Source organism: Nocardioides bruguierae (assembly GCF_023554635.1).
In the GTDB taxonomy this organism is placed as follows: Bacteria; Actinomycetota; Actinomycetes; order Propionibacteriales; family Nocardioidaceae; genus Nocardioides; species Nocardioides bruguierae.
In genome coordinates, this window is record NZ_JAMJPH010000003.1 from 119,342 (window position 1) to 142,913 (window position 23,572).

23 protein-coding genes are annotated in these 23,572 nt (G+C 72.8%); 14 read left to right on the forward strand and 9 right to left on the reverse strand.

Going from position 1 to position 23,572, the window contains the following annotated elements:
- Positions 1–13 precede the first annotated feature (13 nt).
- Positions 14–976, reverse strand: a complete 963-nt coding sequence (gene sepH / locus M8316_RS02915; RefSeq protein WP_250051862.1) for a septation protein SepH — start codon at positions 974–976, stop codon at positions 14–16.
- A 118-nt stretch (positions 977–1,094) separates the two neighbouring features.
- On the opposite strand from sepH, the gene M8316_RS02920 reads away from it, so the two are divergent.
- Positions 1,095–1,790 carry a trimeric intracellular cation channel family protein gene (locus M8316_RS02920; protein ID WP_308195947.1) on the forward strand — a complete coding sequence of 232 codons (696 nt, stop codon included), beginning with the start codon at positions 1,095–1,097 and terminating at the stop codon, positions 1,788–1,790.
- Positions 1,791–1,808: 18 nt separating this feature from the next.
- Here the strand turns inward: M8316_RS02920 and M8316_RS02925 are convergent, their stop codons facing one another.
- From M8316_RS02925 to M8316_RS02935, 3 genes are read right to left on the reverse strand one after another with little or no spacing between them, the layout of a single operon-like run.
- The gene (locus M8316_RS02925; RefSeq protein WP_250051863.1) at positions 1,809–2,471 is read right to left on the reverse strand and encodes a hypothetical protein; all 663 of its coding nucleotides are present in this window, start codon (positions 2,469–2,471) and stop codon (positions 1,809–1,811) included.
- A complete protein-coding gene (locus M8316_RS02930) occupies positions 2,468–3,040 on the reverse strand; it encodes a SigE family RNA polymerase sigma factor (protein ID WP_250051864.1) in 573 nt (190 codons plus the stop codon). Before M8316_RS02930 ends, M8316_RS02925 begins: the two co-directional genes overlap by 4 nt.
- A gap of 41 nt (positions 3,041–3,081) precedes the next feature.
- Positions 3,082–4,314 carry an MFS transporter gene (locus tag M8316_RS02935; protein ID WP_250051865.1) on the reverse strand — a complete coding sequence of 411 codons (1,233 nt, stop codon included), beginning with the start codon at positions 4,312–4,314 and terminating at the stop codon, positions 3,082–3,084.
- A 169-nt stretch (positions 4,315–4,483) separates the two neighbouring features.
- Here M8316_RS02935 and M8316_RS02940 point away from each other — a divergent pair, with 169 nt between their 5' ends.
- From M8316_RS02940 to M8316_RS02950, 3 genes are all read left to right on the forward strand, one after another.
- Positions 4,484–5,668 (forward strand): ferrochelatase, encoded by a 1,185-nt coding sequence (locus M8316_RS02940; protein ID WP_250051866.1) that lies wholly within the window; start codon positions 4,484–4,486, stop codon positions 5,666–5,668.
- Positions 5,665–6,522 carry an inositol monophosphatase family protein gene (locus M8316_RS02945; protein WP_250051868.1) on the forward strand — a complete coding sequence of 286 codons (858 nt, stop codon included), beginning with the start codon at positions 5,665–5,667 and terminating at the stop codon, positions 6,520–6,522. The genes M8316_RS02940 and M8316_RS02945 overlap by 4 nt, the downstream gene beginning before the upstream one ends.
- Positions 6,523–6,790: 268 nt before the next feature.
- Entirely contained in the window at positions 6,791–7,081 is a 291-nt protein-coding gene (locus M8316_RS02950; RefSeq protein ID WP_250052356.1) for a DUF4193 domain-containing protein, read from the forward strand.
- 80 nt (positions 7,082–7,161) lie between these two features.
- On the opposite strand, the gene M8316_RS02955 is transcribed toward M8316_RS02950, so the two are convergent.
- A complete protein-coding gene (locus M8316_RS02955) occupies positions 7,162–7,449 on the reverse strand; it encodes a DUF4235 domain-containing protein (RefSeq protein ID WP_250051870.1) in 288 nt (95 codons plus the stop codon).
- An 83-nt stretch (positions 7,450–7,532) separates the two neighbouring features.
- Entirely contained in the window at positions 7,533–8,006 is a 474-nt protein-coding gene (locus M8316_RS02960; RefSeq protein WP_250051872.1) for a DUF3093 domain-containing protein, read from the reverse strand.
- A 104-nt stretch (positions 8,007–8,110) separates the two neighbouring features.
- Between M8316_RS02960 and dut the strand changes: the two genes are divergently transcribed.
- The 4 genes from dut to M8316_RS02980 are packed head-to-tail and all read left to right on the forward strand — an operon-like array spanning position 8,111 to position 10,563.
- Positions 8,111–8,566: a dUTP diphosphatase gene (dut, locus tag M8316_RS02965; protein WP_250051874.1), complete on the forward strand. Its 456-nt coding sequence runs from the start codon at positions 8,111–8,113 to the stop codon at positions 8,564–8,566.
- 56 nt (positions 8,567–8,622) lie between these two features.
- Positions 8,623–9,360, forward strand: coding sequence for a DUF3710 domain-containing protein (locus M8316_RS02970; RefSeq protein WP_250051876.1), 738 nt, complete (start codon positions 8,623–8,625; stop codon positions 9,358–9,360).
- Positions 9,361–9,377: 17 nt separating this feature from the next.
- Complete coding sequence (locus M8316_RS02975; RefSeq protein ID WP_250051877.1) at positions 9,378–9,791, forward strand: OB-fold nucleic acid binding domain-containing protein; 414 nt, start codon at positions 9,378–9,380, stop codon at positions 9,789–9,791.
- Positions 9,784–10,563 (forward strand): DUF3159 domain-containing protein, encoded by a 780-nt coding sequence (locus M8316_RS02980; RefSeq protein ID WP_250051878.1) that lies wholly within the window; start codon positions 9,784–9,786, stop codon positions 10,561–10,563. Before M8316_RS02975 ends, M8316_RS02980 begins: the two co-directional genes overlap by 8 nt.
- Before the next feature lie 32 nt (positions 10,564–10,595).
- On the opposite strand, the gene M8316_RS02985 is transcribed toward M8316_RS02980, so the two are convergent.
- Together M8316_RS02985 and M8316_RS02990 are read right to left on the reverse strand one after the other, a co-directional pair.
- Positions 10,596–11,267 carry a potassium channel family protein gene (locus tag M8316_RS02985; protein ID WP_250051879.1) on the reverse strand — a complete coding sequence of 224 codons (672 nt, stop codon included), beginning with the start codon at positions 11,265–11,267 and terminating at the stop codon, positions 10,596–10,598.
- A gap of 7 nt (positions 11,268–11,274) precedes the next feature.
- Positions 11,275–11,940 (reverse strand): potassium channel family protein, encoded by a 666-nt coding sequence (locus M8316_RS02990; RefSeq protein WP_250051880.1) that lies wholly within the window; start codon positions 11,938–11,940, stop codon positions 11,275–11,277.
- Between the two features lie 58 nt (positions 11,941–11,998).
- Between M8316_RS02990 and M8316_RS02995 the strand changes: the two genes are divergently transcribed.
- Entirely contained in the window at positions 11,999–13,156 is a 1,158-nt protein-coding gene (locus M8316_RS02995; protein WP_250051881.1) for a class I SAM-dependent RNA methyltransferase, read from the forward strand.
- A 1,027-nt stretch (positions 13,157–14,183) separates the two neighbouring features.
- Here the strand turns inward: M8316_RS02995 and M8316_RS03000 are convergent.
- Positions 14,184–16,358, reverse strand: coding sequence for a glutamine synthetase III family protein (locus M8316_RS03000; RefSeq protein ID WP_250051882.1), 2,175 nt, complete (start codon positions 16,356–16,358; stop codon positions 14,184–14,186).
- A 449-nt stretch (positions 16,359–16,807) separates the two neighbouring features.
- Here M8316_RS03000 and acnA point away from each other — a divergent pair, with 449 nt between their 5' ends.
- The 5 genes from acnA to M8316_RS03025 all read left to right on the forward strand — a co-directional run bounded on the left by acnA (position 16,808) and on the right by M8316_RS03025 (position 23,569).
- Entirely contained in the window at positions 16,808–19,552 is a 2,745-nt protein-coding gene (acnA, locus tag M8316_RS03005) for an aconitate hydratase AcnA (protein WP_308195949.1), read from the forward strand.
- Between the two features lie 161 nt (positions 19,553–19,713).
- Complete coding sequence (locus M8316_RS03010) at positions 19,714–21,060, forward strand: hypothetical protein (protein WP_250051884.1); 1,347 nt, start codon at positions 19,714–19,716, stop codon at positions 21,058–21,060.
- Positions 21,047–21,553 carry a SigE family RNA polymerase sigma factor gene (locus tag M8316_RS03015; protein ID WP_250051886.1) on the forward strand — a complete coding sequence of 169 codons (507 nt, stop codon included), beginning with the start codon at positions 21,047–21,049 and terminating at the stop codon, positions 21,551–21,553. Before M8316_RS03010 ends, M8316_RS03015 begins: the two co-directional genes overlap by 14 nt.
- 71 nt (positions 21,554–21,624) lie before the next feature.
- Entirely contained in the window at positions 21,625–23,016 is a 1,392-nt protein-coding gene (locus M8316_RS03020) for a hypothetical protein (protein ID WP_250051888.1), read from the forward strand.
- Positions 23,009–23,569 carry a SigE family RNA polymerase sigma factor gene (locus M8316_RS03025; protein ID WP_250051890.1) on the forward strand — a complete coding sequence of 187 codons (561 nt, stop codon included), beginning with the start codon at positions 23,009–23,011 and terminating at the stop codon, positions 23,567–23,569. Before M8316_RS03020 ends, M8316_RS03025 begins: the two co-directional genes overlap by 8 nt.
- Positions 23,570–23,572: the final 3 nt, after the last annotated feature.

Consider the following 23,572-nt stretch of genomic DNA (forward strand, 5'->3'; position numbering starts at 1 on the left):
CCGCGGGGCCCGTTCAGTCCTGGCTGTTGCCGAACATGATCTCGTCCCACGACGGGACGGAGGCCCGTCCGCGCTTGCGGCTCGGGCGGCGCGCGGGCTTGGTCGGCTCCTCGGCGGGCTCGTCGGCGGCGGGCGTCTCGGCGACCGGCTCCGGGGCGGACGACTCCTGGACGGCCGGCTCGGCGGGCTCGGCCACCGGGTCCGCCGGCGGCTCCACCACCGCGTCCTCCGGTGCCTCCGGCTCGGCCGCGGGCCGGGCCGGGGCGTCGGCCGCGTCGGTCGGCACGTCGAGGTAGGCCTCCATGGAGGCCACGAACTCCAGCGGCTCGTCGTCGGAGGGCTGCGCCGCGGCCAGGCGGCGCTCGCGGGCGAGGCGCAGGTCGTCGCGGGCGGGCTCCGGCTCGGGCAGCGGCTCGCCGATCAGCCACTTGGCCTCGTCGTTGTCCATCACCACGTAGTTGCCGGGCGGGTCGAAGGTGAACCGGGCCATGCCCGTGCGGTCCGGGGTGGCGAACTCGCCGACCAGCACCCAGCGGCCGTCCTCGCGGCGCCAGGAGTCCCACGAGACCACGTCGGAGTGCAGGCCCAGGCCGGACAGTCGTTCCGTCACCGCGCGGCCGAGGATGCGGGGGCCCTCGGCCTCGCGACCGCGCACCGACGACCGCTGCGCACGCTGGGCCATGTGCTCACGCTCGGCCAGCACCGGGCCCGCGTAGGGCTGGATGCGCTCGACGCTGGTGCGCGCCGCCTCGGCGACCGCCTCGGGGGTCTCGCCGGCGCGGATCCGAGCCTGGATCTCGCGGGGGCGGAGGGCGCTGTCCATGGTGATCTCCAACTGGCCTTGGGATGCGGTGTCGCCCGACAGGGCGGCGCGGAGCCGGGAGTCGTTGTCGACGGTGAAGCGGACGCCGGCCTCGCTGACCAGGAGGAGCTGCTTCCCGTCCCCGCTGATCCCAGCGAGGGTCAGGTGCACCACCTCCGAGCCACCTCCTCCTGCGCTCCCGCGGCACCGCTGGTCAGCGGCCCTGTCTCCGGTGGCGCAAGGTTACGCCCCACAACCAGGCAGAACGCGAATGTCGCCTACCCTGCGATCCGTGTCCCCCCTGACCGCCCCGCTCGCCGCGCCCGACGCCCCCGTGACCGGCACGTTCCTGGACGTCGGGACCACCCTGTTGGTGCTCGACCTGCTCGGCATCGTCGTCTTCGCGGCGTCCGGCGGCCTGGTCGGCGTCCGCAAGGAGCTGGACCTGTTCGGCGTCCTCGTCCTGGCCGGGGTGACCGGCCTGGGCGGCGGGCTCCTGCGTGACGTGCTGATCGGGGCGGTGCCGCCGGCGGCCCTGGTCGACTGGCGCTACCTGCTGGCCCCGGCGGTGGCCGGCGTGGCCGTCTTCGCCTTCCACCCGACCTTCGGGCGGATGGAGAAGGTGATCACCGTGCTCGACGCGGCCGGCCTCGCCCTGTTCTGCGTCGCGGGAGCGCTCAAGGCCATGGACTACGGCGTCGGGCCGCTGCCCGCGGCGCTCATGGGCATGACCACCGCCGTCGGTGGCGGGATGATGCGCGACGTCCTCGCCGGTCGCGTGCCGGTGGTCTTCCGCGGCGAGCTGTACGCCACGCCCGCGCTGGGCGGGGCGGCGGTCGCCGTCGTCGGGACGTCGGGGTGGCTGCCGTTCGACCCGCCCCTGCTGGTCGTCAGCATCCTCGCCGCGCTCGTGGCCCTCGTCTGGCGGCTGCTGGCCGTCTGGCGCAACTGGCAGGCCCCGCTGCCGAAGGGGCCTGCCAGCGTCTGACCGGCTCGGTCGTGCCGGTCAGTCGTGCCGGTAGCGGGCCAGCTCACCGGTGCCGTCCGCGCAGCGGTTGCCCGCCACGTCCGAGGGGAAGTCCAGTGCCTCGAGGTCGGAGCAGACCCAGACGTCCTGGGTGCCGAGCGCCTCGCTCCAGGTGCCGTCGTCCGCCTGGACCCACAGCGCCTGGTAGCCCCCGCAGTCGTTCACGGCCACCGAGGCGAACCCGTCGGAGCGGACGCGCTGGACGGTGATCCCGACCAGGGCGGTGCCCTCGCAGGTCGACTCCTGCTGGAGGGTCTCCACCTGGGCCGCCACCGCCTCCTGGAAGGACGCGGGCGTCTCGGCCAGCCGTCGCGCCACCTGGGCGGCGTCGGTGATGGTGACGCCGGGGTCGGGGTAGGTGACCAGGACGGGGTCGGCCGACTCGGCGGCCGACTCGCTGGCCGACTCGCTGGGGCCGTCCGCGGGGTCGACGGCCCGCGGGGTGGGGCCCTGCGCCAGGCCGATCGTCAGGGCGGCGACCGCCGCGGCGGCGGCGACGCCGCCCACGGCGCCGGCGACCCTACGGCGGCGCACCCGGCGCCCGCCCTCGCGGGTGACCGCGTCGAGGTCGATGCCGAGCGGGGCGTCGCCCGCGCGCTCGTGCAGCACGGTGTGCAGGTCGCTGTTGCGAGGGGTGCTCATCGGGTGGCTCCCGTCCGGTCGGTCTGGTCGTCGAGGTGGGGCAGCAGGCTCGCGAGGCCCGCGGACTCGCCGAGGTCGGCGCGCAGGGTCTTGAACGCCGCGTTGACCTGGCTCTTCACGGTGCCGACGGCGCAGCCCAGGGCCTCGGCGGTCTGGGCCTCGGTGAGGTCCTCGTAGTAGCGCAGGACGACGGCGGCGCGCTGTCGCGGTGGCAGCCGGTGCAACGCGGCCCACAGCCAGTCGCGGCGGGCGACGCCGTCCGCGTGGTCGTCGTGGCCCTGCGCCCGGGCAGGACCCAGGTCCTCGGGTGCCTCGCTGACCCGCTCGTGCGACCACGACTTGCGGCGGAACCAGCTGATCGCGGTCGTCGTGATGGCGCGGCGGGTGTAGGCCTCCGCGGCCTCCGTGCGCCTCAGCCGTGGCCAGGCCACGTACGTCTTGGTCAGCGCTTCCTGCACCAGGTCCTGCGCCAGCGTCTGCTCGCCGACCATCAGGTAGGCGGCGCGCAGCAGCGACTGCTGGCGTGCGGCGGCGAAGTCGGTGAACTCCGCGCGTCTGTCGGTCCCCACCCGTCCTCCTCTCGGCGGGCCGGTCGTTCCGGCCCCGCCCCCTACGACGAGGCGAGAGGGGCGGAAGGTTCGGTGGCCCCACGACGCCGCGGGATCGCCTGCGCCGCCACGGCAGCCACGAGGCCGGCCGCCACGGAGACGAGGTAGCCCTGCGAGGCGCCCACGTGGTCGACGACCAGGCCCGCCAGCGCCGCACCCGGCGCGACGCCGGCCACGAGGCCGGTCTGCATGACGGCCATGCCCTCCGTCAGCCGCTCGCGCGGCACGGACGCCTCGGTCAGGGACATCGCGGCCACCATGGTGGGGGAGATGGACGCTCCGCCCAGGAGCAGCAGCACGCCCAGGACGACCAGGTTCGGCGCGAACGCGAGCGGCACCATGGCGACGGCCATCGCGGCCGCACCCCACCGGACCCGCACGTCGGGCCCCGAACGCCACGTGATCGTGCCGACCACGAGGCCGGCCAGCAGGCTGCCCAGGGCGTACAGCGCCAGCAGGAAGCCGGCGGCGGACTCGCGGCCCTGCTCGTCGCTGAAGGCCACCGTGACGACCTCCGCGGCGCCGAAGAGGACGCCCAGCGCGGCGCACACGACGGCCAGCGGAAGCACGGTGGCCCAGGGCAGGCGGGGGCGGGGGCCGGGGCCACCGTGGGTGTCGGGCAGGCCCGACTCCCGCGGGTGCGCCGGCGGCTCGGTGCGGCGCTGGGCGGCGAAGGCGAGGCCACCCACGGCACCCGCCACGACGGCGGCGGACAGGCCGGCGGTGGGGTGCACGGACGTCGCGAGCAGCGTGACGAGCACGGGCCCGGTCATGAACACGACCTCGTCGAGCACCGCCTCCAGCGCGAAGGCTGTCTGGACGTCGCCGGGGCGGTCGAGCACGTGCGACCACCGGGCGCGCACGGCCGAGCCGACCTGCGGCTGCGACCCACCGGCGAGGGCGGCGAGGACGTAGACCCAGCCCAGGGCCCACCCGGCCTGCACCGCGACGACGAGCAACGAGGCGGAGACCGCGAAGAGCACTGCGGTGACGGCGACGACGCGGCCCTGGCCCACCCGGTCCAGGAGCCGCCCCTGCACGATCGCGAGGCCGGCGTTGGCCACCATGAACGCCCCGGAGACGGACCCGGCCAGCGCGTAGGAGCCCGAGGAGGCCTGCACCAGCAGCACGATGCCCAGCCCGGCCATGGAGATGGGCAGGCGCCCGACGAGACCGGCGAGCGTGAAGGCCTTGGCGCCGGGGTGGGAGAGCACGGCGCCGTAGGTGCCGATCACGGGGTCATCACGCCCCGAGGCTAGGACCCGTTCTCAGCGGCTCCTCAATCCGCGCGAGTCCGTCCGCGCGAGCAGCCTCCGGGACGGCGGAGGGCGGGCCCGCGCCCGGGTCCCGGACCGGGGCGGGGGCAGCCCGGTCGGGTGACCGCGGAGTTCCTACGATGAGGGCATGCAGAGCACTGAGCCGGTCGACACCGCGCCGGCCCCCGTCGACGTCCGCCCCTACGACGCCCTCCTCCTGGTCTCCTTCGGCGGCCCGGAGAAGCCCGAGGACGTCGTCCCGTTCCTGGAGAACGTCACCCGCGGTCGCGGCATCCCCCGCGAGCGGCTCGAGCAGGTCGGCGAGCACTACTTCCTCTTCGGCGGCAAGTCCCCGATCAACGACCAGTGCCGTGCGCTGCTGGCCGAGCTGCGCTCCGACCTGGTCGGCGCCGGCATCGACCTGCCGGTCTACTGGGGCAACCGCAACTGGGACCCCTACCTGAACGACACCTTCGAGCAGATGGCGCAGGACGGCGTCACCCGCGTCGCGGCCTTCGCCACGTCCGCCTACTCCTCGTGGTCCTCCTGCCGGCAGTACCGCGAGAACCTCTGGGACGCCCTGGAGGGCATCGGCGGGCTCGAGGGCTCGCCGCTGGTGGTCGACAAGCTGCGCCACTACTTCAACCACCCGGGCTTCGTGGAGCCGGTCGTCGACGGCGTCCTCGCCCAGCTCGCGGACCTGCCCGAGGACGAGCGAGCCGGTGCTCACCTCGCGTTCGTCACCCACTCGATCCCGACGGCGATGAACGAGCAGTCGGGCAACCCGGAGGTCGACTACGACGGTGGCGGCGCCTACGTCGCCCAGCACCGCTCGGTGATGGCCGAGGTCGTGGCCCGCGTCGCCGCCGAGACGGGCGTCGAGCACGACCACGCGCTGGTCTACTGCTCCCGCTCGGGGTCCCCGCACGTCCCGTGGCTCGAGCCGGACGTCAACGACCACCTCGAGGCGCTCAAGGAGCAGGGGACGACGGCGGTCGTGATGATCCCCGTCGGGTTCGTCTCCGACCACATGGAGGTCATCTACGACCTCGACACCGAGGCCATGGCCACCGCGAACGAGCTGGGCCTGCACGCCCGCCGCTCCGCCACCGCCGGCACCGACGGACGCTTCGTCGCCATGGTGCGCGACCTGCTGACCGAGCGAGCGGCCGTCGAGCGCGGTGAGGACGTGGCCCGCGCCTCGGTGGGCTCCTTCGGCCCGAGCTGGGACGTGTGTCCGAAGGGCTGCTGCGCGAACCCCCGCAACCCGCGCCCCGCCCTGTGCGGCAGCGACCCGGCCCCCGCGGCGCCGGCCGGGGGGCCGCAGGCGTGAGCGCGCCCGACCCGCTGGTCCTGCCCGACGCCGTCGACCCCGGGTTGCCCGGGGCGCTGCTGACCGTGGCCCACGAGGTGGCCGAGGCCGCCGCGAGCCTGGTGCGGGAGAAGCGGGCCGGGCACGTGGAGGTCGCGGCGACCAAGTCCAGCGACGTCGACATGGTCACCGAGGCCGACCGCGCGACCGAGGAGCTGCTGCGCAGGCTGCTGCGGGAGCGGCGGCCCGACGACGCGATCATGGGGGAGGAGGGCGACGACGAGCCGGGCACGTCCGGCGTGCGGTGGGTCCTCGACCCCATCGACGGCACCGTCAACTTCCTCTACGACCTGGGCCGGTACTCCGTCAGCGTCGCCGCCGAGGTACTCACGGACGACGGCTGGCTCACCGTGGCCGGGGTGGTGCTCGACGTCGCCGACGACGTCGAGCACGCCGCCGTGCTGACGGCCGAGGGGCCACGCGGCACGAGCGGCGGACGCCCCGTCGCGGTGCGCGCACCCCAGCCGCTGGGGCAGATGCTGGTGGCCACCGGCTTCAGCTACGACCGCGACCTGCGACGCCTCCAGGCGCAGGGCTGGGTCCACCTGCTGCCACGCGTGCGCGACATCCGCCGCATGGGGTCGTGCGCGCTCGACCTCTGCTCGGTGGCCTCCGGCCGCGTCGACGCCTACGCCGAGGAGGGCGTGAACCACTGGGACTACGCGGCCGCGCTGCTGGTCGCCCGGGCCGGCGGCGCCCGCGCCGAGGTCCTCACCGGGGTCGGCGGGCGCACGTTCGTGCTCTGCGCGCCCCCGGCGTCCTTCGAAGCCCTGCACGCGGCCGTCACCGAGGCCGGCCTGCTGGCTCCCGCCTGAGGGGCACGCCTCCGACCGACCTTCCCGCCCCGTCCGCACCCCTGGGACACGCCCGGGCCCAAGAGGTGGGTTACGTCACACGCGAACGCACGCGCAGGCGGGGAAACGGTGGAATAGCCGGACCGGTGGCCGGGTTCGGGAGAGGCCACGCCGGATCGGTGTTGGTCGAGGGGCTCACATGGTGCACACTCTGCGCCGACAGGGCAGGAGGGCGCGTCATGCCGCCCCTCCGGACCGGGTCCCCAGGTCTAGGAAGGGAGTGAGCACGATGGCGACAGATTACGACGCGCCGCGCAAGAACGAGGAGGACTCCTCCGAGGAGAGCATCGAGGAGCTCAAGGCCCGCCGCCACGACAAGAACTCCGGCAAGGTCGACGAGGACGAGGCGGAAGCCGCCGAGTCGTTCGAGCTGCCGGGCGCCGACCTCTCCCACGAGGAGCTGGCCGTCGAGGTGAAGCCGAAGCAGGAGGACGAGTTCACCTGCATGAGCTGCTTCCTGGTGCACCACCGCTCGGCGCTCGCCGACGCGAAGAAGATGATCTGCAACGACTGCGCCTGACGCGGACGTGACAGGAGCCCGGCACCCCGAGGGGTGCCGGGCTCCTGTGCTGTCCGGGGCCGGTCGGGCGGGCCCGACGGTCAGGCGGAGTCGGCCTGGAGCGACGGGGGCAGCTCGCCGGTCGACTTGCGGTAGTACTCCGCGACCCGACGCTGGGCGAGCATCCGGGCGACGGCGATGACGGCGCCGGTCGAGACCGCCCAGGCGACGGCCTCCCACATCTCGACGTCCGGGTCGGCCGGGTTGGCCGGGGGCTGCTTGCGCGTCGCTGCCTGCCACCCGGAGGTGAGGACCTTGCGCGCCACCTGCGCGGCGACGATCGCCGACACGCTCGCGCCGACCGAGTAGAGCTTCGAACCTTGGGCCATGTGGTGACCCTATCGACCCGGACGCGTCGTGGTGCCGCCCCGGTGGGTGAACCGCACCGGGCGCCACGGCCGCGGTGGTGCGCTCAGGCGGAGGCGACGCCGTCGGCCACGGCGGCCGTCAGCGCGCTGGCCAGCTGCTCGGGGCGACGGGTGCTGACCAGCCAGTACGGCGTGGGGTCGCGCGGGTCCGCCAGGCGCACCATGACCGCCTTCTTGCGGTACGGCCGCAGCAGCAGGTAGGCCCGCGCGTCGGCGTCCCGGCCGGCGACGCGGCGGGTGTCCTCCGCGTCGAGGGCGTCGACCGAGCCGACGTAGGCCAGCGGGAGTCGTGCCCGACCGGCGGTGAGGACGCCGTCGGCCACCTCGACGCGCGGGGAGCCGTAGCCGAGGAACCAGACGGCGACGAGGGCCAGGAAGCCCAGGGCCACCAGCGAGGCCACCCACAGCGGCGCCGCGACGGCGACGGCCAGCCAGATGGTCGCGATCATCATGACCGCCTGTGCCCACCAGCGCAGGGGCACGGACAGCCGCTCGCGGTAGGCCGGGGCAGTGCTCACCGACACATCATCCCACCCGGGCCGCGGCGGGCCGAATGCGCGGGCGCCCGTGGAACGCGCGTGGGCTGGGCCCCGCACGTGTGGGCGGGGCTAGGGTGCCGCCCGTGGAACCGACGCTCGAGGTGCAGGTGGTCCGGCTCGACCCGGAGGTGCCGCTGCCCTCCTACGCCCGCCCGGGGGACGCCGGTGCCGACCTCGTGACGACCGTGGACCTGCGGCTGGCCCCCGGTGAGCGGGCCCTGGCCCCCACCGGCCTCGCCCTGGCCCTGCCGGAGGGCTACGTGGCGCTGGTGCACCCCCGATCCGGGCTGGCGGCCCGGTACGGCCTCTCCATCGTCAACACCCCGGGCACCGTCGACGCCGGCTACCGCGGCGAGGTCAAGGTGCTGCTGATCAACACCGACCGTGCCGAGACCATCGAGCTGAGCCGCGGGGACCGCGTGGCCCAGCTGGTGATCCAGCGGGTCGAGCACGCCCGGTTCACCGAGACCGACAGCCTGCCGGAGTCCGTCCGGGGCGCGGGGGGCTACGGTTCCACCGGTGGGTTCGCCGGCGCCTGAGCGCCGCACCCGCCACGGACGACACGCACGCAGATGATCGACGCGAGGAGCACCAGGTGAGATTCCGCCGCAAGGCAGCCGAGCCCACCGGCACGACCGAGGAGACCCCGGACGCCGGTGACGCGACGGCGGCGGAGAACGACGCCCGGCCCGAGCAGCAGCGTGGCCCGTTCGACGTCTCCGAGATGCCGGAGGCGCCGGCCAACGTGACCCGGGTCGACCTCGGCTCGCTCCAGGTGCTGCCCGTCTCGGGCACCGAGCTGCGCCTCCAGGTGGACGAGTCCTCCGGCGACGTGCAGGCCGTCATCCTGGCCGGCCCCGACGGAGCGCTGGAGCTGCGCGCCTTCGCGGCGCCCCGCAACGGTGACCTGTGGTCGGAGGTGCGGCCGCAGATCGCGGCCGACATGGTGCGCCGCGGCGGCACCGCCGTCGAGGGCGAGGGCCGCTTCGGCACCGAGCTGCGCTGCGAGCTCAAGCGCACGCTGGCCGACGGTCGCGAGGGCGTCCAGCCCTCGCGCATCATCGGCGTCAACGGCTCCCGCTGGCTGCTGCGCGCCACCCTCATCGGTGGCGCGGCCCGCTCGCCCGAGGCGGCCGCACGCTGGGAGGCCATCCTCTCCACCGTCGTGGTCGACCGCGGCGAGGGCGCGATGCCGGTGGGCGAGGCGCTGCCGCTGCGCCTGCCCGAGAACGCGCGACCGGTGCGCCGCGGCACTACCCAGCCGGCCCCCGGTCAGCCGGGCCAGCAGCCGACCCAGCAGCCGACCCAGCAGCCCGGGTCCGCCGAGTCCTGAGCGCGTAGGATCCCCACGTGCCCGAGATCCGAGGCCTGCGCCGAGGCCGTGCCAAGAAGAACGCCGCTCCTGCGGAGTCGCCGGCGTTGAAGCTGGACCCCGGGGCGGTCCCGCCCGCCCCGGACACCATGCCGATGCCCGTGCTCCGCGTCGGCACGTCCACCATCGCGGCCGCCCCCGACCGGGACCTCGTCCGGGTCCGTGGCACCGTGCGCGACGTGCGCCGGGTGCAGATCGGTGACGGCCCCGCGCTCGAGGCCGACCTGTGCGACGAGACCGGGTCCGTCGTCCTGGTGTGGCTCGGGCGCGACCGGATCACCGGCCTCGAGACCGGGGTCTGCCTGGCCGCCGAGGGCCGCATCGCGCGCCACGACGGCCGCCGGGTGCTCTACCACCCCCGCTACGAGCTCGTGCCGCAGGCCTGTGGCTGAGCCGGGCACCGGGGAGCAGTCCTCCCCGCACGAGACCTCTCCGCACCAGACCTCTCCGACCGGGTCGGAGACCCACGCGGCCGAGCACGCGACCCCCGACACCGTCGAGGCCGTCGTCCGCGGTCAGCTGGCCAAGGCCCTCGGCGGACGCCGGGGCATGCTCGAGGCCGCCGTCCCGACCCTGCTGTTCACCGCCACCTGGCTGCTCCTGCACGAGCTGCGCCTGGCCCTCACCGTCTCGATCGCGGCGGCGGTGCTGCTGCTCCTCGTGCGGCTGGTGCAGCGCTCGACGATCCAGTACGTCGCCAACGCGCTGGTCGGCATCGGGATCGGCTGGCTCTTCGTGCACCTGGCCGCGAGCCGTGGCGGGGACGAGGAGGCGCAGGCGCTGGCCTACTTCCTGCCCGGCCTCATCTACAACGGCCTCTACGCCGTCGGGCTCGGGCTCTCCGCGGTCCTGCGGTGGCCGCTGGTCGGCTTCATGGTCGGCTCGGTCACCGGTGAGCCCACCGCCTGGCGTGACGACCCGCAGGTGGTCTCGCTGTGCTCGCGGCTGACCTGGCTGCTGGCCGTGCCGTGCGTGGTGCGCGTCGTGATCCAGGTGCCGATCTGGCTGGCCGCCACGGCCGGCGCGATCGAGGCCTCGACCGCGATCGGCATCCTCGGGGTGCTCAAGGTCGTCCTCGGCTGGCCGCTCCAGCTGGCCGCGCTGGCGTCCATGGTGTGGGTGCTGGGGCGCAACAGCACCCCGGTGCAGCCCCGCCAGGCCTGAGCCGGCGCCCCGGGTCGGAGCCTGGAGGCCGCTCAGCCCGGGTGCATCGACGGGGCGAGCAGTCGCTCCACCTCGTCCTCGAGGTCGGCGGGAACCACGAGCAGCAGCTCGTCGCCCGCCTGCACCGGCTGGTCGGGGTCGGGCGCGAAGACGCGTCCCTGGCGCAGGATCGTGGTGAGCGCGCAGTTCTCCGGCAGCGGGAACTCGCGGGGCGTGCGGCCGACGAAGGGGGAGTCCTCGGGCAGCGTCATCTCGACCAGGTTGGCGTTGCCCTGGCGGAACGTGAACAGGCGGACGAGGTCGCCGACCGCCACCGCCTCCTCCACGAGCGCCGACATGATGCGCGGGGTCGAGACGTTGACGTCGACGCCCCAGGACTCGCTGAACAGCCACTCGTTGTTGGGGTGGTTCACGCGGCTGACCGTGCGGGGCACGCCGAACTCGGTCTTGGCCAGCAGCGAGGCCACGAGGTTGGCCTTGTCGTCACCGGTGGCGCAGATCATCACGTCGCAGCGGTCGAGGCGGGCCTCCTCCATGGACGACAGCTCGCAGACGTCGGCCAGCAGCCACTCGGCGTCCGGCACCCGCTCGGGCTTGATCGAGGAGGCGTTCTTGTCGATCAGCAGGACCTCGTGGCCGTTGCCGATGAGCTCACGGGCGATGGACCGGCCGACGGCGCCGGCCCCGGCGATGGCGACTCTCACGGTTGCCTCACTGCTCCGTCTCGGGCCCGGCGGAGAGCTGGGCGAAGGTGTGGGCGGCGAGCTCCTCCTGGATGACCAGGTGCAGCACGTCGCCCTCCTGGAGGATCGTCTCGCGGCCGGGCAGCATGCCCTCGCCGAGGCGGTCGATCCACGCGATGCGCGACCGCGTCTGGGCCTGGAGGTTGATGGTCCGCTCGCCGACCCACGCGGTGGGCACCCGCACGTGGTCGACCCGGATCTTGCCGGAGGGGTCGCGGAAGTCGGGCTCGGCGCCCGCGGGCAGGATGCGGCGCAGCACCTGGTCCGACGTCCACTTCACCGTGGCGACGGTGGTGATGCCGAGCCGCTGGTAGACCTCGGCCCGCCCCGGGTCGTAGATCCGGGCGCACACGGTGCCGATGCCGAACGTCTCCCGCGCCACGCGCGCGGCGATGATGTTGGAGTTGTCACCCGACGAGACGGCCGCGAAGGCGTCGGCGCGGCGGATGCCCGCCTTCTCCAGCACCTGCTGGTCGAAGCCGACCCCGGCGACCTTGTCCCCGTTGAACCCGGGGCCGAGACGCCGGAACGCCTCGGGGTCGCTGTCGATGATCGACACGGTGTGGTTGCGGTCCTCGAGGGACCGGGCCAGCGTGGAGCCGACGCGGCCGCATCCCATGATCACGACGTGCACGGGTGCCACGGTATCCGCACGGACGGCTCCCGTCCGCGTTCGCGTAGCCTCCGTGGACGTGGCCCAGCACCGACGCACCCGCACGAACCGCCCTCGCAAGCCCCGCGGGGAGTCCCGCGTCGGCACGCGGCTCGAGGGCGTCGTCGGCCCGCCCGGTCACGGCGGCTTCTGCGTGCTGCGGCCCGAGTCCGGGCCCGTGGTCTTCGTCCGGCACGCGTTGCCGGGGGAGCGGGTGGTCGTGGAGATCACCGAGGGCACCGACGGCGACAGCTTCTGGCGCGGGGACGCCGTCGAGGTCCTGGACGCCTCACCTGACCGCGTCGAGGCTCCCTGCGCCGTCGCCGGGCCGGGTGGCTGTGGCGGCTGCGACCTCCAGCACGTGGCCCTGCCCGCCCAGCGGGAGTGGAAGACCCAGGTGGTGCGCGAGCAGCTGCGGCGGCTCGCCCGCATCAGCGAGGGCGTCGGGGCGGACGTCGTCGTGGAGGCCGTGCCGGTGCCCGGCCGCGCCGACGACGGGCTGCGCTGGCGCACCCGCCAGCGCTACGTCGACCTCGGTGGCGGGCGGACCGGGATGCGCAAGCACCGCAGCCACGACGTCGTCGAGGTGGACGACTGCCTGATCGACGCGCACGCACCTTCCGACCACGTCGTCGACGGCCGGGCCTTCTCCGTGGCCGACGACGGCTTCTGGCAGGTGCACCCGGCTGCGCCGGACGTGCTGGTTTCGACCGTTCTGGAGCTGCTGACGCCGCAGTCGGGGGAGTCCGTGCTGGACCTCTACGCCGGTGTCGGGCTGTTCGGGCGGTTCCTCGCCGAGGCCGTCGGCTCGGACGGCAGCGTGGCACTGGTCGAGGGCAACCCCGAGGCATCCGCCCGCAGCGTCGAGAACCTGGCGACCGCCTCCGCCGACGTGGCCGTGCGCGCAGGGGACGTCGCCGCCGTGCTGGCGACCGGGTTCGGCCCCGACCCCGAGGACCTGCACGCGGACCTGGTCGTCCTCGACCCACCGCGTGAGGGCGCGAAGAAGGCCGTCGTGGAACAGGTCGTCGCCCGCAGCCCGCGTGCCGTCGCGTACGTGGCCTGCGACCCGGCCGCCCTGGCCCGCGACGTCGCGCTGTTTGCCGAGCGGGGCTACGAGCTGACCGCCCTGCGCGCCTTCGATCTCTTCCCGATGACGCACCACGTCGAGTGCGTCGCGCTGCTCGCACGAGGCTGATCTGCTCTGGACTGCCCTCCAGCATTCCTCGCTCGCGGACTGAGCTGACTCACTTCCACGAGGCGAGCGAGCGCCGCGAAGGCTCGTCTCGTCCTGCTCGCGTTGCGGCAATGCGAGCCGCGGGAAGCAGCAGGGAGTCCGTCTGGGAGATCGACGACGTCATGTGCTCAGCGCAGGACGTTGATTTGTCCTGCTGGAAGTGACACGGGACGGTGTGGCAAATGGACGCGGGAGACTGGATCGCTGTCGGCATCATGCTCATTGGGATCCCGGGCATGTGGATTCAGACGTTCCGGGTGTGGCGGCGGCAGGCTGACGTCAGCGCCGGGGTCACCTGGTTCACGGGCGAGTCCAGTTCGGTGGGTCTGCATGCGTTCCTGTTGCCCGCGACTCTCGGGATGACGTTGCTGACTGTGGGATTTGTGTCGGACATGGGCGGCGAAGTTTCGGCGGCGACGGGCCAGGTGTCGACCTGGACGAAATGGATGGCGGGCGTGGGCGTCCTCATGGTCTTGCTGGCAATGTGGATGTGGTTGTTCGCATGGCCACGGTTTCTTGTTCCTCCGCACCTGCGTGGGCGTCCGGGATGGGTAAAGGCTTCATGGCGAGCGTGGCGGGAGGACCGGTCCGCGTCGCGTGAGCGGCGGCGTGAGCGGAACCGGCCTGGGGGAGATCACGCGCGTCGCTAGACGTGATGCCCAGGCACCTTGCTGGAGATTGCTACCCCCCGCTGACCCGGTTCAAAGAAGAGCTCTCGAGCTCGCGTGGTCGCAGCTCATGGGTATTGCCTCATCTGCGAAAGGCTTGTCGCGTGGGGCGACGCGCACCGGTGCATGCCGCCGGCAACGGCCCCGCTCGTCCTGCGCGTCAACGCCGGCGATGAACGAGGCGCGCACCAAGGACGAACGGCCCCCGGGACCCGAGAGCCGTCGTCAGACGTCTGTCGGGCCCAGGGGCCGCTGTGACGTGCTCCGGGAGAACGAGCGCCCGACTCAGGTGTCTCGGCGGGGCTCGCTCCCGGGTGGCGTCACTTGATGAAGAGCATCTCCCGGTACTTCGGGAGGGGCCAGGCGGAGTCGTCGACCTCGCACTCGAGGGCGTCGACGTGGACGCGGGCCTGGTCCATCAGGCTGCGCACGGTGGTGGCGATGTGCGTCATGTGGGCCTCGACGTCCTCGAAGTCCTCCTTCGCCAGCTCCACGCTGAGCGCGGCGACCGTCTCCAGCAGCCCGTTGCTGTGCTCGGCGATGGCCGTCGCCACGGAGGTGTCGAGCGTGGCACCGAAGCTGCCGGCCGCGGTGTACGTGCTCGTGAGCTCCGAGAGGTAGCCGAGGGCCGCCGGGTAGATGACGGTCTTGCCCAGGTCGACGACGAGCTTCGCCTCGACGAGGACGCTGTTGATGTACTGCTCGGCGTACACGTCGTAGCGGCTGTGCAGCTCGACCGCCGACAGGACGCCGGTGGACTCGAACAGCTCGACCACCGCCGGCTCGGTGAAGACCGGCAGGGCGTCGGCGCTGGTCGGCAGATTGCGCAGGCCGCGCTCCGTGACGGCGGCCTCGTGCCACTCGCTGGAGTAGCCGTCGCCGCCGAACACGGCCGCCCCGTGCAGCTCCATGACCTCCTTCAGGATCGTCGCGACGGCCTCGGGGAGCTCGGCGCCGCCGCCGAGCTCGGCCTCGAGCCGCCCGGCGATCCACTCCAGGGAGTCGGCCAGGACGGTGTTGAGAGCCACCAGCGGGCCCGACACCGACTGGGAGGAGCCCACGGCCCGGAACTCGAACCGGTTGCCGGTGAAGGCCAGCGGCGACGTGCGGTTGCGGTCGCCCGGGTCCCGCTCGAACGGGAGGATCTGTGCCAGGCCGAGGTCCATCAGTCCGCCGTCGCTCGACGACGCGACCTTGCCGGAGGCGATGTCGTCGTACACGGCCTCGAGCTGGTCGCCGAGGTACACCGACAGGATGGCGGGAGGAGCCTCGTTCGCGCCGAGCCGGTGGTCGTTGGAGGCCGTGGCGATCACGGCCCGCAGCAGCGGACCGAAGAGGTGGACGCCGCGGATGACGGCGCCGCAGAACACCAGGAACTGGAGGTTCTCCTCCGGCGTGGAGCCGGGGTCGAGGAGGTTGCCCTGGGTGGCGTTGCCGACCGACCAGTTCACGTGCTTGCCGGAGCCGTTGATGCCGGCGAAGGGCTTCTCGTGCAGCAGGCAGACGAAGCCGTGCTTGAGGGCGGTCGCCTTCAGGACGGTCATCAGCAGCTGCTGGTGGTCGGAGGCGACGTTCGCGGCCTCGTAGTAGGGCGCGATCTCGAACTGCCCCGGGGCGACCTCGTTGTGGTGGGTCTTGGCCGGGATGCCGAGGCGGTACAGCGTGTCCTCGACGTCCTGCATGTAGACCTGGACCCGCTCGGGGATGGCGCCGAAGTAGTGGTCGTCGAACTCCTGGCCCTTGGCCGGGGGAGCGCCGAAGAGGGTGCGGCCCGCGAGCAGGAGGTCCGGGCGGGCGGTCGCGAACTGACGGTCGACGAGGAAGTACTCCTGCTCCGCACCACAGCTGGAGTTGAGCGGGGCGATGTCGGTCTCGCCCATGAGGGACAGGACCTTGCGGCCGGCCTTGTCCATGGCGGCGTTGGAGCGCAGCAGCGGGATCTTCTTGTCGAGGGACTCTCCGGTCCAGGACATGAAGACGCTGGGGATCATCAGCGTCGCGCCGTTCGCGGTCTGCATGATGTAGGCCGGGCTGGTCGGGTCCCACGCGGTGTAGCCGCGGGCCGCGTTGGTCATGCGCAGGCTGCCGTTGGGGAAGGACGAGCCGTCCGGCTCGCCCTTGATCAGGAGGCTGCCGGTGAACTCGGTGATGGCGTTGCCGTCGGAGTTGGTGACGATGAAGCCGTCGTGCTTCTCGGCGGTGATGTTCGTCAGCGGGTAGAAGACGTGGGAGAAGAACTTCGCCCCCTTGCCCATGGCCCAGTCCTTCATCGCCGCAGCGACGACGTCGGCCGTGGCCGGGTCGAGCGGCTCGCCCGTCTGGACCGTCTTCTTCATGGCCTTGAAGGCGTTCTTGGAGAGCGCCTCCTCCATCGTGGCCAGGTTGAAGACGTCGCAGGCCCAGATCTCGCTCAGCGGCCGTGTCGCAGCAGCCTCGAAGGGCGTGCGGTTGAGGACCTCGCTGATCGCGTCGATGCGCGCGTCGCTGGTGGTCATGGGCTCTCACCTTCCATCGTGGCCGCAGGGTGCGGCGCAAGGACGTTCTGTTCCGTCGGCGGTTCCACGGGTGCCGTGGGACGACAGGGGATCTCCACCGAGAACGGACCCACTCACCGGCACCCCACGCACCGGGCTGTCACCGGAGCCGATCCGGCGGCTCGAACCTAGCGACCGTCGTGTGTCAGGCGGTTTGCAACGGCGTGACAATTGCAGTCCCGCGGCGCGGGACACGCCGGACCCCGCCCTCGCAACCTCGCTTGACGTCATGTATCTTGATGTCAAGACAGTTTGAGTGACCATCGGCCCTATTGCTCGCGCCGGCGAGCGGGGCGGAGTTAGGCAAACCTTCCTTTCTCCGGCGCCGAGGACGGCGGCAAGATGGCCCGCGCAAACACCGAGTGATCCACCACCGCGTCGCGACGACGCGACAGAGGAGATGAGGGCCTGTGGCAAGTCAGGACAGCTTCGGTGCCAAGAGCACCCTGGACGTGGACGGCAAGTCCTACGAGATGTTCCGCCTCGACGCGGTCAAGGGTGACGGGCTCGACGTCGACAGCCTCCCGTTCAGCCTGAAGGTCCTGCTGGAGAACCTCCTCCGCACCGAGGACGGCGCCGACATCACCGCGGACGACATCAAGGCCCTCGCGGGCTGGGACCCGTCGGCGCAGCCCGACAAGGAGATCCAGTTCACGCCCGCCCGCGTGATCATGCAGGACTTCACCGGCGTCCCCTGCGTCGTCGACCTCGCCACCATGCGCGAGGCGATGGCCGAGCTCGGTGGCGACGCCACCAAGATCAACCCGCTCGCCCCGGCCGAGATGGTCATCGACCACTCCGTCATGGCCGACGTCTTCGGCACCCCCGAGGCGTTCGAGCGAAACGTGGAGATCGAGTACCAGCGCAACAAGGAGCGTTACCAGTTCCTGCGCTGGGGCCAGGGTGCGTTCGACGACTTCAAGGTCGTCCCCCCGGGCACCGGCATCGTCCACCAGGTCAACATCGAGCACCTGGCCCGCACGATCTTCACGCGTGAGGTCGACGGCGAGCTGCTGGCCTACCCCGACACCTGCGTCGGCACCGACTCCCACACCACGATGGTCAACGGCATCGGCGTGGTCGGCTGGGGCGTCGGCGGCATCGAGGCCGAGGCCGCCATGCTCGGCCAGCCGGTCTCCATGCTCATCCCGCGCGTGGTCGGCTTCAAGCTCTCCGGCGAGCTGCCCGAGGGCTCCACCGCCACCGACCTGGTGCTCACGATCACCGAGATGGTGCGCAAGCACGGTGTGGTCGGCAAGTTCGTCGAGTTCTACGGCCCGGGCGTCGCGGCACTGCCGCTGGCCAATCGCGCCACCATCGGCAACATGAGCCCCGAGTTCGGCTCCACCATCGCCGTGTTCCCGATCGACGGCGAGACCACGAGCTACCTGCGCCTGACCGGCCGCTCCGAGGAGCAGATCGCGCTCGTCGAGGCCTACGCCAAGGAGCAGGGCCTCTGGCTCGACCCCGACGCCGAGCCGCGCTACTCCGAGAAGCTCGAGCTCGACCTCGCCACCGTCGTCCCCTCGATCGCCGGCCCGAAGCGTCCCCAGGACCGCGTGCTGGTCTCCGAGGCCAAGCCGTCCTGGCGCGACTCGGTCCGCGACTACGTCGGCGACGCCGTGGACGAGGCCGGCGAGGAGTCCTTCCCGGCCTCCGACGCCCCGGCCATGACCGCCGGTCGTCCGTCCAACCCCGTCCAGGTGACGCTGGAGGACGGCACGTCCTTCACGCTCGACCACGGCGCGGTGACGATCGCCTCGATCACCTCCTGCACCAACACCTCGAACCCGAGCGTGATGATCGGTGCCGCCCTGCTGGCCAAGAAGGCCGTGGAGAAGGGGCTCGCCCGCAAGCCGTGGGTCAAGACCACTCTCGCGCCCGGCTCCCAGGTCGTCTCCGACTACTACGAGAAGGCGGGCCTGACCCCCTACCTCGACAAGCTCGGCTTCAACCTCGTCGGCTACGGCTGCGTCACCTGCATCGGCAACTCCGGCCCGCTGATCCCCGAGGTCTCCGCGGCCGTCAACGAGAACGACCTCGCCGTCGTCTCGGTCCTGTCGGGCAACCGCAACTTCGAGGGCCGCATCAGCCCCGACATCAAGATGAACTACCTGGCGTCCCCGCCGCTGGTCGTCGCCTACGCGCTGGCCGGCTCCATGGACGTCGACCTGTTCGAGGACGCCCTGGGCACCGACACCGACGGCAACCCGGTCTACCTCAAGGACATCTGGCCCTCGCCGGCCGAGGTCGAGGAGACCATCCGCGGCGCCATCAACTCGGAGATGTTCGCCGAGTCCTACGCCGACGTCTTCAAGGGCGACGAGCGCTGGCGCTCGCTGCCCACCCCGGAGGGCAACACCTTCACCTGGGACGAGGACTCCACCTACGTCCGCAAGGCGCCCTACTTCGACGGCATGCCCGACGAGCCGGCCCCGGTCACCGACATCGACGGTGCCCGCGTCCTGCTGAAGCTGGCGGACTCGGTCACCACCGACCACATCTCGCCCGCAGGCCAGATCAAGAAGGACTCGCCCGCGGGCAAGTACCTCTCGGAGAACGGCGTCGAGCAGCGTGACTTCAACTCCTACGGCTCGCGCCGAGGCAACCACGAGGTCATGATCCGCGGCACGTTCGCGAACATCCGCCTGCGCAACCAGATCGCGCCCGGCACCGAGGGTGGCTTCACCCGCGACTTCACCCAGGCCGACGCCCCGGTCACCACCGTGTACGACGCCTCGGTGTCCTACGCGGAGGCCGGCACCCCGCTCGTCGTCCTGGCGGGCAAGGAGTACGGCTCCGGCTCCAGCCGCGACTGGGCCGCCAAGGGCACCGCGCTCCTGGGCGTGAAGGCCGTCATCGCCGAGTCCTACGAACGCATCCACCGCTCCAACCTCATCGGCATGGGCGTCATCCCGCTGCAGTTCCCGGCCGGCGAGTCCGCCGCGTCCCTGGGCCTGACCGGTGAGGAGACCTTCTCGATCTCCGGCATCACCGCGCTCAACGACGGCACCACGCCGAAGACCGTCAAGGTCAAGGCCGGCGACGTCGAGTTCGACGCGGTCGTCCGCATCGACACCCCCGGCGAGGCGAACTACTACCGCAACGGCGGCATCATGCAGTTCGTGCTGCGCAGCCTGCTCAAGAAGGGCTGAGCCACCAGCTCGACCCCGAGCAACCCTTCAGAAGCCCCGTCCCGGCAGCCGCCGGGGCGGGGCTTCGGCGCATGTGGATCTGAGAAACTTCGCGACCGGCCCAACCTGACGAGCCCGCCGAGGCGTGTACGTGGGTGAGGACCAGCCGAGGAGACCCCCCCATGACCACCGACACCGACCTGACCGACAGGCTCGCCGCGCTCCGCGACGGCCCCGCGGTCGGCGCGACGCCCGAGCACGTGCGGCCGGACGACACCTGGGCACGAGGACGCCGGCACGCCCGGCGCGCCCGCGCGGTGCAGACCGTCGTGGTGGCGGCCGTGCTGGCCGTCGTGCTGGGGACCGGCACCGTCGGCTGGCTGAAGGCACAACAGCCCGACGCCATCGCGCCGGCCGGGGCGACCGATGGGCTCGCTCTGCCCGACACCTTCGACCACGTCGCGACCTGGGCGCCCGAGCGCGCGCTCGACTCCGGTCCGTTCGTGGCCCTCCAGAACGGCAGGCACGGTCAGCTGTTCGGCGGAACCACGCCGGTCCTCGCGGCGGTGGGGCCGGACGGGTCCGTGGGCACGCTCGACCTGCCGGGGCTCCTCCCGCTCGACGGGTCCGCCGACCCTGCGGAGACGGTCGCCATCTCCGCCAGCGGGCGGTACGTCGCCTGGTTCTACGAGGACGCGGACCGGACAAGCGATGCTCTCGACACCACGCGCGTGGTGGCTGACGGCGTCGGCCGGCTCGACTCGCTGACCGGCGAGGTCGAGCAGTTCGCCTTCGAGACCCAAGCCGTGGTGGGCAACGGACTGGGGTTCGCCGGGGAGGACCTGCTCGTGCCGATCTGGGAGCCCCTCGGGGGCTCGCGCACGGCAGCCACCGCCGTCGAGGTCCTGGCCTGGCGATCGGGTGCCGACGAGCCGGAGACCTCCGCCGTGCCCGTCGCCTTCGACGCGGGGCTGCCGTTCGCCGTGCCGGGCGTCGACGGCACCCTCGTGGACTCGACGAGTCGCTGGGTCAGGTTCGTGACCGCGGACGGCGTGGTCGCGCGGGTCCCCACGCCCGCGGGGCCGGGGTCCTGGTTGGCAGCCTCGAGCCCCGACGGCCCGGTGACGGTCCTGCGCCAGGTCAGGGGCACCGACGCCTACCGCGTGCTGCGCGCAGGCACGACGGGCGAGGCGCCGTCCTCCGTCGACGCGGATCACGACCTGTTCGCCGTCGTCGGCTGGCGGGACCCGCAGACGGTCGTCGGCCTCGAGTACTCGTCGGACCGGCCACCGGCCTACGTCGCGATCGACCTGGTCGACGGGAGCAGCGTCCAGCTCAGCACCTTCGTCCCCAGCCGGGTGGGGTACGCGCTGCCCCTGGTGGCCGCGGACGCCTGGACGGCACCGGTCGCCGCCACGGGCGAGCCGGCCGACCCGCTGGACCCGCGGCTGCTCTACGGCGTCCCGCTGCTGGCGATCGGCCTGGGTCTTGGCGGGCTCGCCCTCTGGAGGCGTCGTGCGCGGATCTGAGACCCCCGACAGCTTCACCGAGTTCGTCGTCGCACGCCGCGAGGCACTCCTGCGCACCGCCACCATGCTCACCGGCGACCCCCACGACGCCGAGGACCTCGTCCAGGTGGCGCTGGCGCGCTGCGTGCCCCGGTGGAGCCGGATCGAGGACGACCCCGAGCCGTACGTACGGACGGTGCTGGTGCGGGAGAACGTCACCCGCTGGCGTCGGCGTCGCTGGCGCGAGACGACCGTGACCACGCTGCCGGAGCCACACGCCGCGCCCGATCACGCCGGCGCGCTGGGGGAGGTCGACGCCCTGCGGCGGGCGCTGGCCGGCCTTGCGCCGAAGCAGCGGGCGGTCGTCGTCCTGCGCTACGTGGAGGACCTGCCCGAGGACGAGGTTGCGCACCTCCTCGGGGTGCGTCGGGGCACGGTCAAGTCGCAGGCGCACGACGGGCTGAAGCGGCTCCGTGCGCTCCTGGACCAGACCGGAGAGAAAGTCTCGGTCTGACCCCCTCCGCGCAGGGGCGTCGTGACGTGGGGGAGAGTGACAGCCTCTCGGACCCCCGGACGGACCGCACCATGACGACCCCCACCGACCAGTCGGCGCACGACGCCCTGCCCGGCCTCGACCGTGCCCTCGACGACCTCGCCCACGAGGCACCGGTCGGCGCCCACGACCCGACCCTGTTCTCCCGGAGCATGCGTGCCCACCGCACCCGCCGGGCGTGGACGTCGGCGGCGCTGGTCGTCCTGGTGATCGGGCTGGCCTCGGTCACCGGTCTGGCCGCGCTCACGCGAGCACCGAGCAGCATCCAGCCGGCGGGGTCCTCGACGCCCGCGGGCCTGCCGTCGGTGGTGCAGCGGGTGAGCCCCTACCTGGCCGGGACGAACGGGGAGCCGTGGCAGCCGGTCGCGGTCCTCGTGGAGGCGCCGCGAGCCACCGGGGTCGGGGCGCTGATCGGCCGCACCGGCACCGGCCTCCTGGCGGTCTCGACGTCGGGGGAGTACCGCTTCCTCGACCTGCCCGAGGACTGGACGGGAGCCGACTCCGGTGGGCTGCTGGACCTCTCCCCGGACGGGCGTCGCGTGGCCTTCTGGGTGACGGGGGAGACATCGGGAGCGCCGTACCACGCGGACCAGTCGACCGTCGGGGTAGCCGTGCTGGACCTCACCACCGGCGCCGTCACGCGGCAGGCCGTCGACACGGAGCACGGTCTCGATCCCGGAGAGGTCCGCTGGGCCGACGACGACCGGGTGGTCTGGTCCTACACGCAGATCGCCGGAGGGCCGGAGACCGCGGACGACCTCGTCCAGGTGAGCGGCGACAGCTCCGGCACGCTGGTGTGGGACGTCGACGCAGGGACGGTCGACAGGATCTCCGACCAGGTGCCGGTCGCGGTCGGCACCGAGCGGGTCGTGGTGCAGGGCCGTGGCCGATGGGGCACGTGCATCGACCTGACGTCAGGCTCCCAGCAGCCCGTCCGGACGGCCGACGGCGGGTTCTGGCTCGGCAACTCCGAGGCGGTCGTGCTCGGCGAGGACTGCGCCCAGGGTTGGAACTACACCAGCATGCTGCCGGGGCGGTTCCAGGTGACGCGGGCCGACGGCAGCGTCACCACCCACCCGGGAGCGCCCCGGCTCGTGTGGCCACTCACGCTTACCGCGTCCACCGCCACGTGGTGGGGTCCCCGCCTGGGCGACCAGGCCGCCACGATCGGGAGGCTCTGGTCCGTGGACCTGGCCACCGACGAGGCCAGCGAGATCCTGCGGGTTCCGGGCAGGCGGGGCCTGGTCGGCGTCGCGACCGACCTCGTCGACCTGCCGACGATCGAGGCCCAGGACCCGGGCAGGCCAGCGCCCCTGCCCTGGTTCACCGCCGCCGGTGCAGCGGTCCTGCTCCTCGGGCTCGGTCTCCTGCTCCGCGGGCGTGCCCGTGCTCGCGCGGCGGCGGCAGGGGGCACCGGTGCCTGAGCCGACCACCCACGAGCAGTTCGACGACTGGGTCGTGGCCCGGCGTCCCGCCCTGCTCCGCACCGCCTACCTGCTCACGGGCAACGAGCACGACGCCGAGGACCTCGTGCAGGCCGCGCTCATCAAGGTGGTGCCGCGGTGGCACCGCATCGCCGACGACCCCGAGCCGTACGTGCGCACGGTGCTCTCGCGGGAGTCGGTCTCCCGCTGGCGCCGCCGTCGCTGGCGCGAGCTGCACACCGACCGGCTGCCCGAGGACCTGCGGACGTGGCAGCACGACCGCGACGTCACCGACCGCGAGGTGCTGCGCCAGGCGCTGCAGCGGCTCTCCCCGCGGCAGCGTGCGGTGATCGTGCTGCGCTACTTCGACGGGCTCACCGAGAACGAGACGGCGCACGCGCTGGGGCTGGGGCTGGGCACGGTGAAGAAGCACGGACGCGAGGCGATGGCGCGGCTGCGCGGGCTGCTGGGCGACACGCTCCACGACGCGTCGCGCACCCCGGCAGGTCCATCCGCGGGCACCGGCTCCCCGACCCCCGCCGGGCAGCCCTAGGCT

Coding starts and splice junctions, on each gene's coding strand:
- M8316_RS02925 (WP_250051863.1), bottom strand. CDS start 2,471: ATGAGCACCCCTCGCAACAGCGACCTGCACACCGTGCTGCACGAGCGC.
- M8316_RS02940 (WP_250051866.1), top strand. CDS start 4,484: ATGCAGAGCACTGAGCCGGTCGACACCGCGCCGGCCCCCGTCGACGTC.
- M8316_RS02950 (WP_250052356.1), top strand. CDS start 6,791: ATGGCGACAGATTACGACGCGCCGCGCAAGAACGAGGAGGACTCCTCC.
- M8316_RS02955 (WP_250051870.1), bottom strand. CDS start 7,449: ATGGCCCAAGGTTCGAAGCTCTACTCGGTCGGCGCGAGCGTGTCGGCG.
- M8316_RS03000 (WP_250051882.1), bottom strand. CDS start 16,358: ATGACCACCAGCGACGCGCGCATCGACGCGATCAGCGAGGTCCTCAAC.
- M8316_RS03010 (WP_250051884.1), top strand. CDS start 19,714: ATGACCACCGACACCGACCTGACCGACAGGCTCGCCGCGCTCCGCGAC.
- M8316_RS03020 (WP_250051888.1), top strand. CDS start 21,625: ATGACGACCCCCACCGACCAGTCGGCGCACGACGCCCTGCCCGGCCTC.